Source organism: Jeotgalicoccus saudimassiliensis, assembly GCF_000756715.1.
GTDB lineage: Bacteria > Bacillota > Bacilli > Staphylococcales > Salinicoccaceae > Jeotgalicoccus > Jeotgalicoccus saudimassiliensis.
Map to the genome: position 1 here is coordinate 516,186 of NZ_CCSE01000001.1, position 15,604 is coordinate 531,789.

The following is a 15,604-nucleotide window of genomic DNA, read 5'->3' on the forward strand; positions in this document are numbered from 1 at the left end:
TGAGCGTGAATTAAATGCCAAACAATAATCTTTCTCCGAGAGAAATTACAGCACGGCTGGACGAAAGCATTGTCGGACAGCAGGAAGCAAAACGAAAAGTCGCAATTGCGATGCGGAACCGCTACAGAAGAATGCTGCTCGATGATGAACTTAAAGAGGAAGTCATTCCAAAAAACATTTTAATGATCGGTCCAACCGGTGTCGGTAAGACAGAAATAGCGAGGCGAATCGCTAAAATTACAGGCAGTCCCTATACGAAAGTCGAAGCGACGAAGTATACGGAAGTCGGCTATGTCGGACGCGATGTTGAATCGATGGTCAGAGACCTTGTGGACAATGCGGTGCGCATGGTTAAAGAAACTAAGAAAAAAGAAGTAGCCGACGATGCAGTGGAATTAGCGAATGAACGACTCACCGGGCTTCTCGCACCGGGACGTAAAAAACAAAAACAGACAAGTACGAATCCTTTTGAAATGCTGATGAATCAGCAAAACCGGGATGAAGAGCTTGAAGAAATAGATGACACGGTCAGAATGAAGCGCCGCGACATCAAAGCGAAACTGCTTGCCGGACAGCTCGAAGATGAAAAGGTGACGATCGAAGTTGCTGAAACTTCAAATCAGCTTGGCATGATGATGCCGGGTATGGATAATAACGGTATGGGAGACATGCTGCAGAACTTAATGCCGAAGAAAACCCACAAGCGTACAATGTCAGTTAAAAAAGCACGTCAGTACTTAATCGATGAAGAAGCTGAAAAGCTGATCGACCTCGATAATGTAAACGACGAAGCTGTTGAACTGGCAGAGACGACAGGTATTATTTTCATCGACGAAATCGATAAGATTGCAAAAGGCAGCCAGAACTCGGGCGATGTTTCGAGAGAAGGTGTGCAGCGCGACATTCTGCCGATTGTTGAAGGTTCCACAGTGCAGACGAAATACGGTTCGATTAAAACGGATTATATTTTGTTTATCGGTGCGGGGGCGTTCCACGTTGCCAAGCCGAGCGATTTAATTCCGGAACTGCAGGGGCGATTCCCGCTCCGGGTTGAGCTGAACAAGCTGACGACGGATGATTTCGAACGTATTTTAAAAGAACCGAAAAACTCACTGCTTCAGCAGTACGAGGCACTGCTGAAAACAGAAGACGTATCCGTTTCATTTACCGATGATGCAATCAGGGCACTTGCTGAAATTGCATATAAAGTAAACTCGTCAAACGACGATATCGGTGCACGGCGTCTCCACACGATTCTGGAAACGCTGCTTGAAGAGCTGCTTTACGAAGCCAGCAATATGCAGGGTGCGCACGTTGAGATTACGAAACAGTACGTCGATTCAAAACTAAACCACATTTCCACAGATAAAGACTTAAGCGAATTTATTTTATAATTTAACAGGAGTGAAATATTATGCCAACTTTATTACAGAAAACACGTGAGATTAACAATTTAATTCAGGGCAGTTCAAATATTAAGGTAGACTTTGAGGAAGTAGCGGACAAATTAAGCCGCATTATCGAATGTAATACATTTATCGTTTCTAAAAGAGGTAAATTACTTGGAATCGGTGTCGTTCAGACAATCGAAAACGAGCGTATCGTTGATATGCTTGATAACAGACAGTTCCCGGAGTATTACGTAAACCAGATTATGCGCATTACTGAAACGCGTGAAAACATCGCGTTTGAAGATGACCTGACAATCTTCCCTGCAGAAGACCCGTACCAGGATTCAGAAACATGCATCGTGCCGATTTACGGCGGCGGCAACCGATTAGGTACCTTAGTACTTGGACGCAGAGAAAATGAATTCTCAGAAGATGATCTGGTACTTGCCGAGTACGCGGGCACAGTTGTCGGCATGGAAATTCTGCGTGAGAAGAACGAAGAAGTTGAAAAGAAAGCGCGTGACAAAGCGAGCATCGCGATGGCAATCCGTTCGCTGTCATATTCAGAGCGTGAAGCAATCGAACATATCTTTGACGAGCTTGATGCAGACGAAGGGCTTCTTGTTGCATCTAAAGTTGCAGACCGTGTAGGTATTACGCGTTCAGTTATCGTTAACGCATTGCGCAAACTTGAAAGTGCCGGTGTTATCGAGTCCCGTTCACTCGGTATGAAAGGGACATTTATCAAAGTTAAAAAAGAAGACTTCCTACCGGAATTAAGGAAAGATAACTAAGGTTGCACAGATATTTTAAATATGCTATAGTATTAAATGGTCAAAAGACCAAATACACACAGCAGAGTAAGGGATTAACCGGTGCCTTTAAACAGGTGGTTATTCAGCACGATGCTGGAGGTATAAACCAATTAGGAGGAAACAAATCATGGCAGTAATCACTATGAAACAATTGCTTGAAGCAGGTGTACACTTCGGACACCAGACACGTCGCTGGAACCCTAAGATGAGCAGATACATCTTCACAGAGCGTAACGGCATCTACATTATCGACTTACAGAAAACAGTTAAGAAAGTTGCAGAAGCTTACGACTTCGTTAAGTCAGTTTCTGAAGAAGGCGGACAAGTTCTATTTGTCGGTACTAAAAAGCAGGCACAGGACGCTATCAAAGAAGAAGCAGAACGTGCAGGTCAGCTTTACATTAACCAGCGCTGGTTAGGCGGTATCTTAACTAACTACCAGACTATCAACAAGCGTATCAAGAGAATTTCTGAAATCGAAAAAATGGAAGCTGACGGCGTATTCGACGTACTTCCTAAAAAAGAAGTTGTAGAATTACGTAAAGAGTATGCACGCTTAAACAAATTCTTAGGCGGTATCCGCAACATGAAGAAAATGCCTAGCGCTATTTTCATCGTTGACCCTCGTAAAGAGCGCAATGCAATTGCAGAAGCTAAAAAACTAGGAATTCCAATCGTAGCAATGGTTGACACTAACTGTGATCCGGATGAAATTGACTACGTAATCCCGGCTAACGACGACGCTATCCGCGCGGTTAGACTTATGACTAGCAAAATGGCAGACGCTGTTTTAGAAGGTCAGCGTGGTATTTCTGATGAAGAAGTTGCAGCTGAACAAAACATCGACTTAAAAGAAGAAGATGCAGAAGCTGAAACTAAAGAAGAAAACGCGTAATAATTAATTGAGAATTCAGGTGATAAGCGTAATACTTATCACCTTTTTTAAAACAATTATATGGAGGACTGAACAATGGCTATTTCAGCAAAATTAGTTAAAGAACTACGTGATAAAACAGGCGCAGGTATGATGGATTGTAAAAAAGCGCTTGTAGAAACTGATGGAGATTTAGACAAAGCGGTCGACTATCTTCGTGAAAACGGTATTGCGAAAGCAGCTAAAAAAGCTGACCGTATCGCTGCAGAAGGTGCTGTTTACATTACTTCTGAAGGCAACGATGCAGTAATCGTTGAAGTTAACTCTGAGACAGACTTCGTTGCACGTAACGAATCATTCCAGGAGCTTGTTAAGAAAATCGCTTCACACATCCTTGCAACAAAACCTGCAGATGTAGAAGCTCTTTACAACTCTGAATTAGACGGTGAAACTGTTACTTCAGTAATGAACAGTGCAGTTGCGACTATCGGTGAAAAATTAAGCATCAGACGCTTCGCAGTTGAAACTAAAACTGACAACGACGCATTCGGTCAGTACATGCACATGGGCGGACGCATCGGTGTGTTAACTGTTGTAGAAGGTACAACTGAAGAATCTGTTGCCAAAGATGTTGCTATGCACGCTGCAGCACTTAACCCTAAATATGTTTCACGCGACCAGGTTGATCAGGCAGAACTTGATCACGAGCGCGAAGTTCTGCGTCAGCAGGCACTAAACGAAGGAAAACCTGAAAAAATCGTCGACAAGATGGTTGAAGGTAGAGTCCGCAAGTACTTAGAAGAAATCTGCATCGTGGATCAGCCGTTTGTTAAAGACTCTGATCAGACTGTTAAGCAGTACCTGGATTCACAAAAAGCTTCAATCCGCACTTTCGTTCGTTACGAACTTGGTGAAGGTATGGAAAAACGCGAAGAAAACTTTGCCGATGAAGTTTTAGGACAAGTTAAAAAATAAATTAATTTTAAAAAAAGACACTTCGGTGTCTTTTTTTCTAAGTAATAAATTCAATGAAAAGGATTGAAAAACATGGCTGAATCTTCTAAATTTAAACGTATCGTGTTAAAGCTCAGCGGGGAAGCACTTGCAGGAGACGACGGTTTCGGAATTAACCCGGTTGTCATTAAAGATATCGCTTCACAGGTTTCCGAGGCACAAAAATTAGGCGTTGAAATGGCGATTATCGTCGGCGGCGGCAACATTTGGCGCGGTAAAATCGGCAGCGATCTGGGTATGGACCGCGGTACAGCAGATTATATGGGAATGCTTGCTACAGTAATGAACTCGCTTGCATTACAGGACAGTTTAGAGCAGCTTGGTCATGAGACAAGAGTGCTGACTTCCATCGAAATGAAACAGGTTGCAGAACCTTATATCAGAAGACGTGCAATCCGTCATCTTGAAAAAGGACGCGTTGTTATTTTTGCAGCAGGTATCGGTAACCCGTACTTCTCAACAGATACGACAGCAGCACTGCGTGCAGCGGAAATTGAAGCAGATGTTATCCTGATGGGTAAAAACAACGTAGACGGTGTTTATTCTGCAGATCCGAAAACCGATTCGTCAGCAGTTAAGTACGACGAGCTGACATACATTGAAATGTTACAGGAAAACCTTCAGGTGATGGATGCAACTGCATCATCGTTCTGTATGGACAACGATATCCCGCTTATGGTATTTTCAATTACAGAAGAGGGTAATATTAAGCGTGCCGTTTCAGGAGAAACAATCGGTACGACTATTACAAAATAATAGGAGAAGATATTAATATGAGTGAATCCGTTTTGAAAACAGCCGGAGACAAAATGTCTAAATCAATCGACAGTCTTGCAAGAGAACTTGCTTCAATCCGTACAGGTGCAGCAAACTCAAGCATGCTTGACCGTGTTAACGTTGAATATTACGGTGCACCGACACCGTTAAATCAGCTTGCGAGCATCACTGTGCCTGAAGCACGTATGCTTGTTGTAACACCGTACGACAAAAGTTCTGTCGACAGTGTGTTAAAAGCAATACAGATGGCAGATTTAGGTGTGAACCCGACAAGTGACGGTACACTGATCCGCATCACTGTGCCTCAGCTGACAGAAGAGCGACGCAAAGAGTTTGTTAAAGATGCACGCAAAGAAGGCGAAAATGCCAAAGTTGCAATCCGTAACGTACGCCGTGATGCAAATGACGATCTTAAAGCTGCAGAAAAAGCAGGCGATATTTCAGAAGATGAATTAAGAGGCCTGACTGACGATATTCAGAAACTAACAGATAAACACATCGCTGAAGTTGACGCAATGTGTGATGCTAAAGAAAAAGATATTCTCGAAGTTTAATCTTAAAAACAGGTAAGGGGACTTACCTGTTTTTTTATTGTATAACTATGTTAAAATAAAATAATTGAAGAAGTATATAAAAATTTATCAAAGATACATATTTGGCACGGAGGATCGTCATGTTTAAAGCGACTAAAGATAAATCTCTGACAGAGAGACCACTACCGGAACATATTGCGATTATTATGGATGGCAACGGCAGGTACGCTAAACTGCGCAGTATGCCGCGTATTAAAGGTCACTACGAAGGAATGCAGAATGTTAAACGCATTGTGAGGCATGCTGTGGATATAAAACTTAAGTACTTAACGCTCTATGCGTTTTCAACTGAAAACTGGTCCCGTCCAAAGAGTGAAGTGAACTACCTGCTTAAACTGCCGACGGACTTCCTCGGTTCATTTTTACCGGAGCTGATTGAAAAGAATGTCATCGTGAAAACGATCGGTGACTTCAGTGCACTGCCGAAGCATACGCGAAAAGCAGTACAGACAGCAATGGACAAAACAGCAGATAACACCGGGCTGACACTCGTCTTTGCGCTGAATTACGGCGGACGTGATGAACTGATTGGGGCGGTGAAGGAAATGATCGCTGATGTACAGGCGGGAACGCTCGACAGAAACTCCCTTAACAGCAGTACTTTTGATGATTACTTAATGACAAAAGACATGCCGGATCCTGAGATGATTATCAGAACTTCAGGTGAATACCGGCTGAGTAATTTCTTATTATGGCAGGCATCCTACAGCGAGCTTTTCTTCTCACATACGCTGTGGCCGGAATTTTCTACTGAAGAACTGGATGAACTGATCAGCCAGTATCAGAAGAGAGAGAGGCGTTTTGGGGGCCTGAATGAGGAGGATGAACCAGATGAAGACTAGAACGATAACTGCAGTCATCGCACTGCTGTTATTTTTACCGGTTGTAATTATCGGCTCATGGCCACTCTTAATATTAGTCTACCTCATGGCAATTACCGGTCTGTACGAAATTTTAAAGATGAACCGGATTCATATCTTTTCACTGCCGGGTTTTTTATCTTTAATTGCACTCTGTATGGTATTGATTCCAAAGGAATCCTTTTCACCGGCAATCGCTGACTTTCAGCTCGAAATTATCGTTGCTCTGGCACTGATTATGCTGTCGACGACAGTTGTATCAAAAAACAGATTTACTTTTGTTGATATGGGTTTCTGTGTACTTGCGGTTGCATATATAGGTATCGGCTTCATGTACTTTTTTGAAACGCGTGAATCAGGTCTGATCTATATTTTATATGCACTTCTGATTGTCTGGCTGACGGATACAGGTGCCTATCTGTTCGGAAAAGCTTTCGGCCGACGCAAACTGTGGCCGCAGATCAGTCCGAATAAAACCATTGAAGGATCGCTCGGCGGGACGCTCGTATCGGTAATTATTCCGGTGGTTTTCGTTCTGCTCGGAGTGATGGAAGGTTCACTGTGGCTCTTAATTCCGTTTACGATTGTTCTCAGCATATTCGGGCAGATGGGGGACCTCGTGGAATCCGCACTGAAACGTCACTTTGACGTTAAAGATTCAGGTACATTTTTACCGGGACACGGCGGTATATTAGACCGCTTTGACAGTTTCATCTTCGTACTGCCCCTGATGAACATCTTACCGATTATTTCATAATAACAGGTGAAAACTATGACAAAAACCATTTCTATACTGGGTGTCACAGGTTCTATCGGAACCCAGGCACTGGATGTTATTAAACACAATCCGGAACATTTTAAACTCGGCGCGATTTCCGCCGGACGCAACATGGCAAAGCTTGAAGAAATTTTATCGGACTTTAATCCGCCGCTCGTATCGGTGCAGGATGAAAGTGCTGTAAAAGAGCTGAAGAGTAAATATCCGGAGATTGAATTTACTGCGGGTGACGCAGGTCTTATCGAAGTTGCAACATATGACAGCAGCCTGCTGCTGACTGCTATTTTGGGCAGTGTCGGCTTACGTCCGACGCTTGCGGCGATCGATGCGGGTATTGATATTGCACTTGCCAATAAGGAAACGCTGGTCGCAGCCGGAGATATCGTTATGAACCGTGCACGTGAGAAAAATGTACAGATTATTCCGGTGGACTCGGAACATTCTGCGCTGTATCAGTGCCTGAAGGGTGAAGACGAAAAGGAAATCAGCAGTCTGATAATTACTGCGAGCGGCGGCTCATTCAGAGAGCTGACGCGTGAGGCACTCGGTTCGGTAACGTTAAAAGACGCACTGAACCATCCGAACTGGTCGATGGGACAGAAAATTACAATCGATTCAGCAACGATGATGAACAAAGGTTTTGAAGTCATCGAAGCGAAGCACTTATTCGACGTTGAGATTTCACAAATTAAAACGGTGCTTCATAAAGAGAGTATTATTCATTCGATGGTTGAATTTATCGACAACAGCATTATGGCACAGCTTGGCAACTCGGATATGAGAACGGCTATTCAGTACGCATTTACGCATCCAAAGCGGATACATAAAAATAATCCGCTGTCACTCGATGAATTATCACAGCTGAACTTCAAACCAATGGATTTTGACCGCTTTAAAATGTTAAAATTCGCTTATGATGCGCTGGAAGCAGGCGGTACACTGCCGACGGTAATGAACGCTGCGAACGAATACGCAGTCGGAGAGTTTCTCGCAGGCAGAATTAAGTTTCTGGAAATTGAAGAAATCGTGGAATCCCGCATGACGCAGCACGACAATATCCAAAACCCGGATCTTGAAACGATACTGAGCCTTGACGCGCGCTACAAATCGAATATGAGGTGAAGTAAGTGACAGGGATTTTAGCATTTATAGTTGTTTTCGGTCTGCTTGTTACCGTTCATGAATATGGCCACATGTTCTTCGCAAAACGCGCAGGAATTATGTGTCCCGAATTTGCCATCGGTATGGGGCCGAAAATTTTTTCATATAAGTACAATGATACGCAGTACACAGTGCGTCTTCTGCCGATTGGCGGCTACGTGCGCATGGCTTCAAAAGATATGGAAGTAAATCCGCTTAACGCCGGTATGCGTATCAATATTAAGCTGAACCAAAAAGACGAAATTACACATATTCTGCTGGATGATAAACATAACTTCCAGCACGTTGAAGAAATTGAAGTGGTTGCAAGCGACATTTCAGAACAGATGTATGTCAGAGGACTTAAGCTGAATGACAACAGTGAAGTTATTTATCATTTCAGTGAGGAATGCTACTTCGTTGAGAACTCTGAACTCGAGCGCATCGCTCCGCTGTCCGGCAGATTTGAGACGAAATCTGTCTGGCAGCGTTTCATCACGTTGTTTGCAGGGCCGTTATTCAATTTCCTGCTTGCATTCGTGCTCTTTACAATTCTGTTCTATATCCAGGGTAAACCGATGGATGAACCGGTTGTCGGCACAGTGGTGGAAAATACACCGGCAGCTGAAATCAACCTGGAAGAAGGCGACCGTATCCAGTCAATTGACGGTACTGAAGTCGACAGCTGGGGTCACATGACACAGCTGATTCAGGAAGGTGAAGGTAATCCGCAGGTACTTCTTATTGAGTCGGGCGGAGAAACGCGTACCGAAACACTTGAACCGATTGTGGATACGACGGAACTGCCTGACGGTAATACAGAAGAACGCCTGATTATCGGTGTCGGCAGAGATTTCGAACACGGTATAATTGCACCGCTGTGGTGGGGAGTTGAGCAGACAGTGTCCAGCATGTCACTGATCTTTGAGCTCGTCGTTAACATGATCGGTACTGTTTTTGCCGGCACGTTCAGTTTTGATATGCTGAACGGCCCGGTCGGAATATATAAAGTGACCGAAACTGTTGCGTCACAGGGTATAATGGTTCTGATGCAGTTTACTGCACTGTTAAGTGTAAACCTCGGTATTATGAACCTGCTGCCGATTCCGGCACTGGACGGCGGAAGGATTTTATTCGTATTATATGAAGGAATCTTCCGACGCCCGCTAAACCGTAAAGTAGAATTAAATATACAGTTGCTCGGCGTACTTTTCGTCCTTGTAATTATGGTGCTTGTCACCTGGAACGACATTAAAACATTTTTCTTATAGGAGTGAATCAATATGAGGCAATCACAAATGTTTATCCCGACACTTAGGGAAACACCAACAGAAGCCGAAAGTTTAAGTCACCGCCTGATGCTGAAATCAGGCATGATTAAACAGCTCGCACGCGGTATTTACGCATACCTGCCGATTACACAGCTGGTACTGAACAATATTCAGGATATTGTACGCGAGGAAATGATGAATATCGGCGGTGCAGAGGTGCACTTACCGGTACTGCATCCGCGTGAATTATGGGAAGAATCAGGAAGATGGCAGGCATACGGCAAAGAGCTGATGAGAGTCAGTGACCGTCACGACAGGGAATTTGCATTAGGGCCGACGCACGAGGAAGTCATTACTGCACTTGTCCGCGATGAATTGAAAAGCTATAAAAAGCTGCCGCTGACGTTATTCCAGATCCAGACTAAATTCCGCGATGAGCTGAGACCTAGATTCGGCCTCCTCCGGGGACGCGAATTTATAATGAAAGACGCTTATTCTTTCCATGTCGATGAAGAATCACTCGATAAAACTTACAACGATATGTACGATGCATACAGCCGTATATTTACGAGACTGGACCTGAACTTCAGAGCAGTTGAAGCAGACGGCGGTTCTATCGGCGGCAGTCATACACACGAATTTATGGCGCTGGCTGATATCGGTGAAGATACGATTGTCTATACAGATGACAGCAGCTATGCTGCAAACATCGAGAAGGCTGAATGTGCAATACCTGTAGAGAAGAGTATTGCGGATATGCTTGAGACAGAAAAAATCGCTACACCTGACATCGCTACAGTTAAAGATCTTGCTGAGTTCCTTGAAAAGGACCTGACGTTAACGACGAAAACAATGGTCGTTAAAACAGATGACGGCCTTAAGATGATCGTTATCCGCGGAGACCAGGAGCTGAACGATGTTAAAGTAAAAGCATACTTTAACTCAGAAATTCTTGATATGGCAACGGATGATGAAATCACGGCTGAACTGAATGCATCACCAGGTTCTCTCGGTCCGGTTAACTCCCCGATTCCTGTATATATCGATTACCAGGTTGAAGCGATGAGAAACTATCCCGTCGGTGCCAACGAAACAGGCTACCACATTCTAAACGTAAACAACGGGCGCGACTTTGAAGCGGCAGGCAGAGGAGACTTCAGATTTATTAACGAAGGAGAAATGGTTGCAGACGGTTCAGGCGCGGCTAAATTTATGCGCGGTATTGAAGTTGGACAGGTATTCAAACTCGGCACTAAATATTCCGAGTCAATGAACTTAAACGTCCTTGATCAGAACGGCCGTGCGAAACCTGTATTAATGGGCTGTTACGGTATCGGGATTTCACGGGTGCTGTCGGCGATTGTCGAAAGCCACCACGATGACAAAGGCATTTACTGGCCGAAATCAGTTACACCATTCGATATTCATCTCATTACAGCGAATACGAAAGATGAGACGATAACAAATACAGCGTCAGAACTGTACGATATTTTATCGAAAAACAACCGTGTACTGTACGATGACCGCAACGAGCGTGCAGGTGTTAAATTCGCCGATTCAGAGCTGATCGGACTGCCCGTCAGAATTGTAGTCGGGCGCGGTGCGAAAGACGGCGTTGTAGAAGTAAAAGGCCGTCTCGATGAAGAATCACAAGAAGTACAGATTGCAGAACTAACATCATATCTGGCAGACAATGACTACGCGTAAATCTTAGATTTACGCGTTTTTCTAAGAAGACCTGTGCAGATATGGAATTTTTTACTGGGAGTGTTTTCTAATTGGAAAGCCACGATAAATTAAAAATTTTACTTGAACAGGCAAATATAACTCAAAACAACTATCTGGAAGATGCGGAACTTGAACGCGTTGTCGTCGATGATGACAAACGGGTGTGGCAGTTCCACCTTAAAACGGCACGGATTATTCCGAGTACGCTGTACCAGCTGATGAGCAATAATATAAATAAAGCATTTAAAGATATTGCGAAGACTGAATTAATAATGTCACCGGGCGAGTTTGACGAGCAGCTCGTTGCCGATTATTTTACGAGTGCGGTGCAGAGTCTGTCGATTAACGACAACATTAAGCATCAGCTCGAACGCACTGCTAAAAAGCTCGATGACGGAGTTCTTTATATCGCAGTAAAAAATTCCATCGAACAGTCCCATTTCAACAAACATATAAACGGCAATCTCCTGAATGCGTATAAATATTTCGGTATTCACTTAAAGGGACTCGAAGTAACGATTGATGATGACCTGCAGTCATCGTTATCGGAAGAACTCGAAAACCGGATTAGTGAAGAACGGGAAACGCTCATTACACAGTTTATTTCAGACAGGGAAAAACAGGAAGAGCAGATGGAGCGTCAGGGCAATGTGCCTAAACAAATCGGTAAGCCCCAGACATTTGACGGAGTGCGTCCGCTTGAAAATATCTTCGATGAGGAACACAGCGTGAAAATTGAAGGACATATTTTCTCGAAAGAAATTCGCGATTTAAGAAGCGGACGTAAAATTCTGCAGCTGAAACTCACGGACTATACGGATTCAATTATGGCTAAAATGTTCTCGCGTCACGGCAAGAACGACGATGAAGTATTCGAAGTTCTTGAAGCAGGCGACTGGGTCATTATCGAAGGCCGTGTGGAATACGACGAATTCACTAGAGACATGGTATTAAATATCCGTAATCTGACTGCAATCAATAAAAAACCAAAGCGTGACAATGCGGAGAAAAAACGCGTTGAGCTGCACCTGCACTCTGCCATGAGTCAGATGGACGGCATGACGAATATTAAAGAATATATTAGCCGTGCGAAACAGTACGGACATGCAGCGCTTGCTGTGACGGATCACAATAACGTGCAGGCATTCCCTGATGCATTTAATGCGACGAACGGCGATGATGATTTTAAAATGATTTTCGGTATGGAAGGGATGCTCGTCGATGACGGTGCACCGATTGCCTACCGTCCTCAGAATTATTCATTGGAAGATCACGAGTTTGTCGTGTTTGACGTTGAGACGACGGGGCTGTCGTCAAAATACGATTCAATTATCGAGCTTGCCGGGGTTAAAGTGAAAAACGGCGAAGTGATCGATAAATTCGAACGTTTCAGTAATCCGGGTGAAAAGCTGTCGGAGCTGATTAAGGAATTAACGGGAATTACCGATGACATGCTTGTCGGTGCCCCGGATATCAGTTCTGTAATTACCGAATTTAAAGACTGGGTCGGCGATGCAATATTCGTTGCACATAATGCGAGTTTTGATATGGGCTTTATCGACGAAGCGTATGAAAAAGAAGGGTTCGGCAAATCGACGAACGGTGTAATTGATACGCTGGAGCTGTCGCGTACGATTAACACGAAGATGAAAAAGCACGGCCTCAACATATTGGCAAAACACTACAACGTAGACTTAACACAGCACCACAGAGCGATTTACGATGCGGAGGCAACAGCTTACATTTTCATTAAAATGATGGCTCAGCTGAAAGCGGACTACGGCATTACGAACCATAAGGATATTAACTTGAGCCTGTCAAACAGTGACTCGTATAAACGGGCAATGCCGACTCACGTGTCCATTCTCGTACAGAATAATACCGGCTTAAAAAACTTATTTAAAATTGTCAGCCTGTCACTGACCGATCATTTTTACCGTTCAGCCCGCATAAAACGCCAGGTGCTGGAAGAACACCGCGAAGGGCTGTTAATCGGCAGTGCGTGCGATAACGGTGAAGTGTTTACGGCAATGATGCAGAAGTCATACGAGGAAGCGAAGAAAAAAGCGCACTTTTATGATTATCTGGAAGTATTCCCGAAACCTCTGTACCAGCGCCTTTTAGAAAGGGAAGTCGTGCGCGATGAAGCCACGCTTGAAGAAATTATTACGAACATTGTCGAGCTCGGCAAAGAACTCGGCAAACCGGTTGTGGCGACAGGGAACGTTCATTATCTGGAAGAGTCAGATAAACTGTCCCGTGATATTTTAGTCAGAGCGAACCCGGGTAACCCGCTGTCACGCGGCAATCTGCCGGAAGCACATTTCCGCTCAACAGAGGAAATGCTTGAACTGTTCGACTTCCTGGATGAGGACACGGCATTTGAAATCGTTGTGGATAATACGCAAAAAATTGCTAATATGATCGACAAAGTTGAAGTGATTAAAAAAGATCTGTATCCTCCGGAAATCGACGGAGCGGAAGAAGAAATCAGGCAGATGAGTTACGATAATGCGAAGGCTCTGTACGGTGAAGAAGTGCCGCAGATCGTAGTCGACCGTCTGGAAAAAGAACTCGACAGTATTATCGGTAACGGCTTCGCGGTAATTTACCTGATTTCACACAAACTTGTTAAACGTTCACTGGATGACGGCTACCTGGTAGGGTCCAGGGGATCGGTCGGTTCCAGTCTCGTTGCAACGATGACAGAAATTACCGAAGTGAACCCGCTGCCGCCGCACTACGTCTGTCCGGAATGTAAGGAATCGGAATTCTTTACCGACGGTTCGGTGTCGAGCGGTTATGACCTGCCGGATAAAAAATGCGCGAAGTGTAATGTTGATCTAATTAAAGAGGGACAGGATATTCCGTTCGAAACGTTCCTCGGCTTCAAAGGGGACAAAGTCCCGGATATTGATTTAAACTTCAGTGGTGTGTATCAGCCGAATGCCCACAACTATACGAAAGATCTGTTCGGTGAAGACTACGTTTTCCGTGCAGGAACGATTGGTACTGTCGCAGAGAAAACAGCATTCGGTTACGTTAAAGGGTATTTAAACGACAACGGTCTGCATAAACGAGGCGCAGAAATCGACCGTCTCGTACTCGGCTGCTCCGGCGTTAAACGTACGACAGGTCAGCACCCGGGCGGTATAATCGTAGTACCGGACAACATGGATATATACGACTTTACGCCGATACAGTATCCGGCGGATGACGTTGAAGCGGAATGGAAGACGACGCATTTTGATTTCCATTCAATCGACAACAACTTATTAAAGCTCGATATTCTCGGACACGATGACCCGACGATGATACGCATGCTGCAGGATTTATCGGGCATTGATCCGACAACCGTTCCGACCGATGATGAGGAGACGATGAAACTGTTCAGCGGACCCGAATCCCTCGGCGTGACGCAGGATCAGATTTTATGTAAGACCGGAACACTCGGTATTCCGGAATTTGGTACCGGCTTCGTCCGTCAGATGCTGGAAGATACGAGACCGTCGACGTTCAGCGAGCTCGTACAGATTTCCGGCTTGTCGCACGGTACGGACGTATGGCTCGGTAACGCGCAGGACTTAATACGTAAAGGGACCTGCGACCTGTCAAACGTTATCGGCTGCCGTGATGATATTATGGTAACCCTGATGTATAAAGGACTCGAACCGAGTCTCGCATTTAACATCATGGAGAAAGTGCGTAAAGGTAAAGGACTGACAGAAGAACACGAGCAGGCTATGAAGGACAACGGTGTTGAGAAGTGGTACATCGATTCATGCAAGAAAATCAAGTACATGTTCCCGAAAGCCCACGCCGCTGCCTACGTTCTGAACTCGGTAAGGATTGCATACTTTAAAGTGCACTTCCCGCTGTTTTACTACGCAAGCTATTTTACTGTACGTGCATCGGATTTTGACCTGTTAACGATGGTGAAGGATAAAGATACAATCCGTCACCGCGTCAACGAACTGAACCAGAACTTCCAGGAGCTGTCGAAAAAAGAGAAAGATACGCTCGTCGTACTGGAACTCGTTAACGAAATGACGCAGCGGGGCTTTAAGATGCAGCCTGTCAACGTCGATAAGTCGGATGCATTTGACTTTATTATCGAAGGGGACACGCTGATTCCGCCGTTTATCGCGGTGCCGGGACTCGGCGCCTCGGTGGCTAAACGGGTAGTGGAAGCCCGTGAGGACGAGGGGTTCATCTCAAAAGAAGATTTAAACAAAAAAGCGGGTGTCTCTCAAAAGCTGATTGATTACTTAACGGAACTCGGCAGTCTTGATCACCTGCCTGACAAAGCCCAGCTGTCAATCTTTGACATCTAGCATTGTTGCACGGCTGTAGCGGCTATGGT

At 44.6% G+C, this 15,604-nt stretch carries 12 protein-coding genes; all 12 read left to right on the forward strand.

Annotation, left to right across the window (positions count from 1 at the left end):
- The first annotated feature begins 14 nt into the window (after positions 1-14).
- The 12 genes from hslU to RZ44_RS02610 all read left to right on the forward strand — a co-directional run bounded on the left by hslU (position 15) and on the right by RZ44_RS02610 (position 15,575).
- Complete coding sequence (gene hslU, locus RZ44_RS02555; protein ID WP_035808140.1) at positions 15-1,394, forward strand: ATP-dependent protease ATPase subunit HslU; 1,380 nt, start codon at positions 15-17, stop codon at positions 1,392-1,394.
- Between the two features lie 20 nt (positions 1,395-1,414).
- Positions 1,415-2,185, forward strand: a complete 771-nt coding sequence (gene codY / locus RZ44_RS02560) for a GTP-sensing pleiotropic transcriptional regulator CodY (RefSeq protein ID WP_035808142.1) — start codon at positions 1,415-1,417, stop codon at positions 2,183-2,185.
- 148 nt (positions 2,186-2,333) lie between these two features.
- Entirely contained in the window at positions 2,334-3,101 is a 768-nt protein-coding gene (gene rpsB, locus RZ44_RS02565; RefSeq protein ID WP_035808143.1) for a 30S ribosomal protein S2, read from the forward strand.
- A gap of 75 nt (positions 3,102-3,176) precedes the next feature.
- Positions 3,177-4,055 carry a translation elongation factor Ts gene (tsf, locus tag RZ44_RS02570; protein ID WP_035808144.1) on the forward strand — a complete coding sequence of 293 codons (879 nt, stop codon included), beginning with the start codon at positions 3,177-3,179 and terminating at the stop codon, positions 4,053-4,055.
- A gap of 72 nt (positions 4,056-4,127) precedes the next feature.
- Positions 4,128-4,850, forward strand: a complete 723-nt coding sequence (gene pyrH / locus RZ44_RS02575; protein WP_035808145.1) for a UMP kinase — start codon at positions 4,128-4,130, stop codon at positions 4,848-4,850.
- Positions 4,851-4,867: 17 nt separating this feature from the next.
- A complete protein-coding gene (gene frr / locus RZ44_RS02580; protein WP_035808147.1) occupies positions 4,868-5,425 on the forward strand; it encodes a ribosome recycling factor in 558 nt (185 codons plus the stop codon).
- Positions 5,426-5,544: 119 nt separating this feature from the next.
- Positions 5,545-6,306, forward strand: a complete 762-nt coding sequence (locus RZ44_RS02585; protein WP_141638972.1) for an isoprenyl transferase — start codon at positions 5,545-5,547, stop codon at positions 6,304-6,306.
- Positions 6,296-7,081, forward strand: coding sequence for a phosphatidate cytidylyltransferase (locus tag RZ44_RS02590; RefSeq protein WP_035808151.1), 786 nt, complete (start codon positions 6,296-6,298; stop codon positions 7,079-7,081). Before RZ44_RS02585 ends, RZ44_RS02590 begins: the two co-directional genes overlap by 11 nt.
- A gap of 15 nt (positions 7,082-7,096) precedes the next feature.
- Positions 7,097-8,224: a 1-deoxy-D-xylulose-5-phosphate reductoisomerase gene (gene dxr / locus RZ44_RS02595; protein ID WP_035808152.1), complete on the forward strand. Its 1,128-nt coding sequence runs from the start codon at positions 7,097-7,099 to the stop codon at positions 8,222-8,224.
- A gap of 5 nt (positions 8,225-8,229) precedes the next feature.
- Complete coding sequence (gene rseP / locus RZ44_RS02600) at positions 8,230-9,513, forward strand: RIP metalloprotease RseP (protein ID WP_035808154.1); 1,284 nt, start codon at positions 8,230-8,232, stop codon at positions 9,511-9,513.
- A 12-nt stretch (positions 9,514-9,525) separates the two neighbouring features.
- On the forward strand, positions 9,526-11,220 hold the full coding sequence (locus RZ44_RS02605; RefSeq protein ID WP_035808155.1) for a proline--tRNA ligase: 1,695 nt from the start codon (positions 9,526-9,528) through the stop codon (positions 11,218-11,220).
- Positions 11,221-11,291: 71 nt separating this feature from the next.
- Positions 11,292-15,575 (forward strand): PolC-type DNA polymerase III, encoded by a 4,284-nt coding sequence (locus tag RZ44_RS02610; RefSeq protein WP_035808157.1) that lies wholly within the window; start codon positions 11,292-11,294, stop codon positions 15,573-15,575.
- Positions 15,576-15,604: the final 29 nt, after the last annotated feature.

Coding starts and splice junctions, on each gene's coding strand:
- dxr (WP_035808152.1), top strand. CDS start 7,097: ATGACAAAAACCATTTCTATACTGGGTGTCACAGGTTCTATCGGAACC.
- RZ44_RS02605 (WP_035808155.1), top strand. CDS start 9,526: ATGAGGCAATCACAAATGTTTATCCCGACACTTAGGGAAACACCAACA.
- codY (WP_035808142.1), top strand. CDS start 1,415: ATGCCAACTTTATTACAGAAAACACGTGAGATTAACAATTTAATTCAG.
- rpsB (WP_035808143.1), top strand. CDS start 2,334: ATGGCAGTAATCACTATGAAACAATTGCTTGAAGCAGGTGTACACTTC.
- tsf (WP_035808144.1), top strand. CDS start 3,177: ATGGCTATTTCAGCAAAATTAGTTAAAGAACTACGTGATAAAACAGGC.
- frr (WP_035808147.1), top strand. CDS start 4,868: ATGAGTGAATCCGTTTTGAAAACAGCCGGAGACAAAATGTCTAAATCA.
- pyrH (WP_035808145.1), top strand. CDS start 4,128: ATGGCTGAATCTTCTAAATTTAAACGTATCGTGTTAAAGCTCAGCGGG.
- RZ44_RS02590 (WP_035808151.1), top strand. CDS start 6,296: ATGAAGACTAGAACGATAACTGCAGTCATCGCACTGCTGTTATTTTTA.
- hslU (WP_035808140.1), top strand. CDS start 15: ATGCCAAACAATAATCTTTCTCCGAGAGAAATTACAGCACGGCTGGAC.
- RZ44_RS02585 (WP_141638972.1), top strand. CDS start 5,545: ATGTTTAAAGCGACTAAAGATAAATCTCTGACAGAGAGACCACTACCG.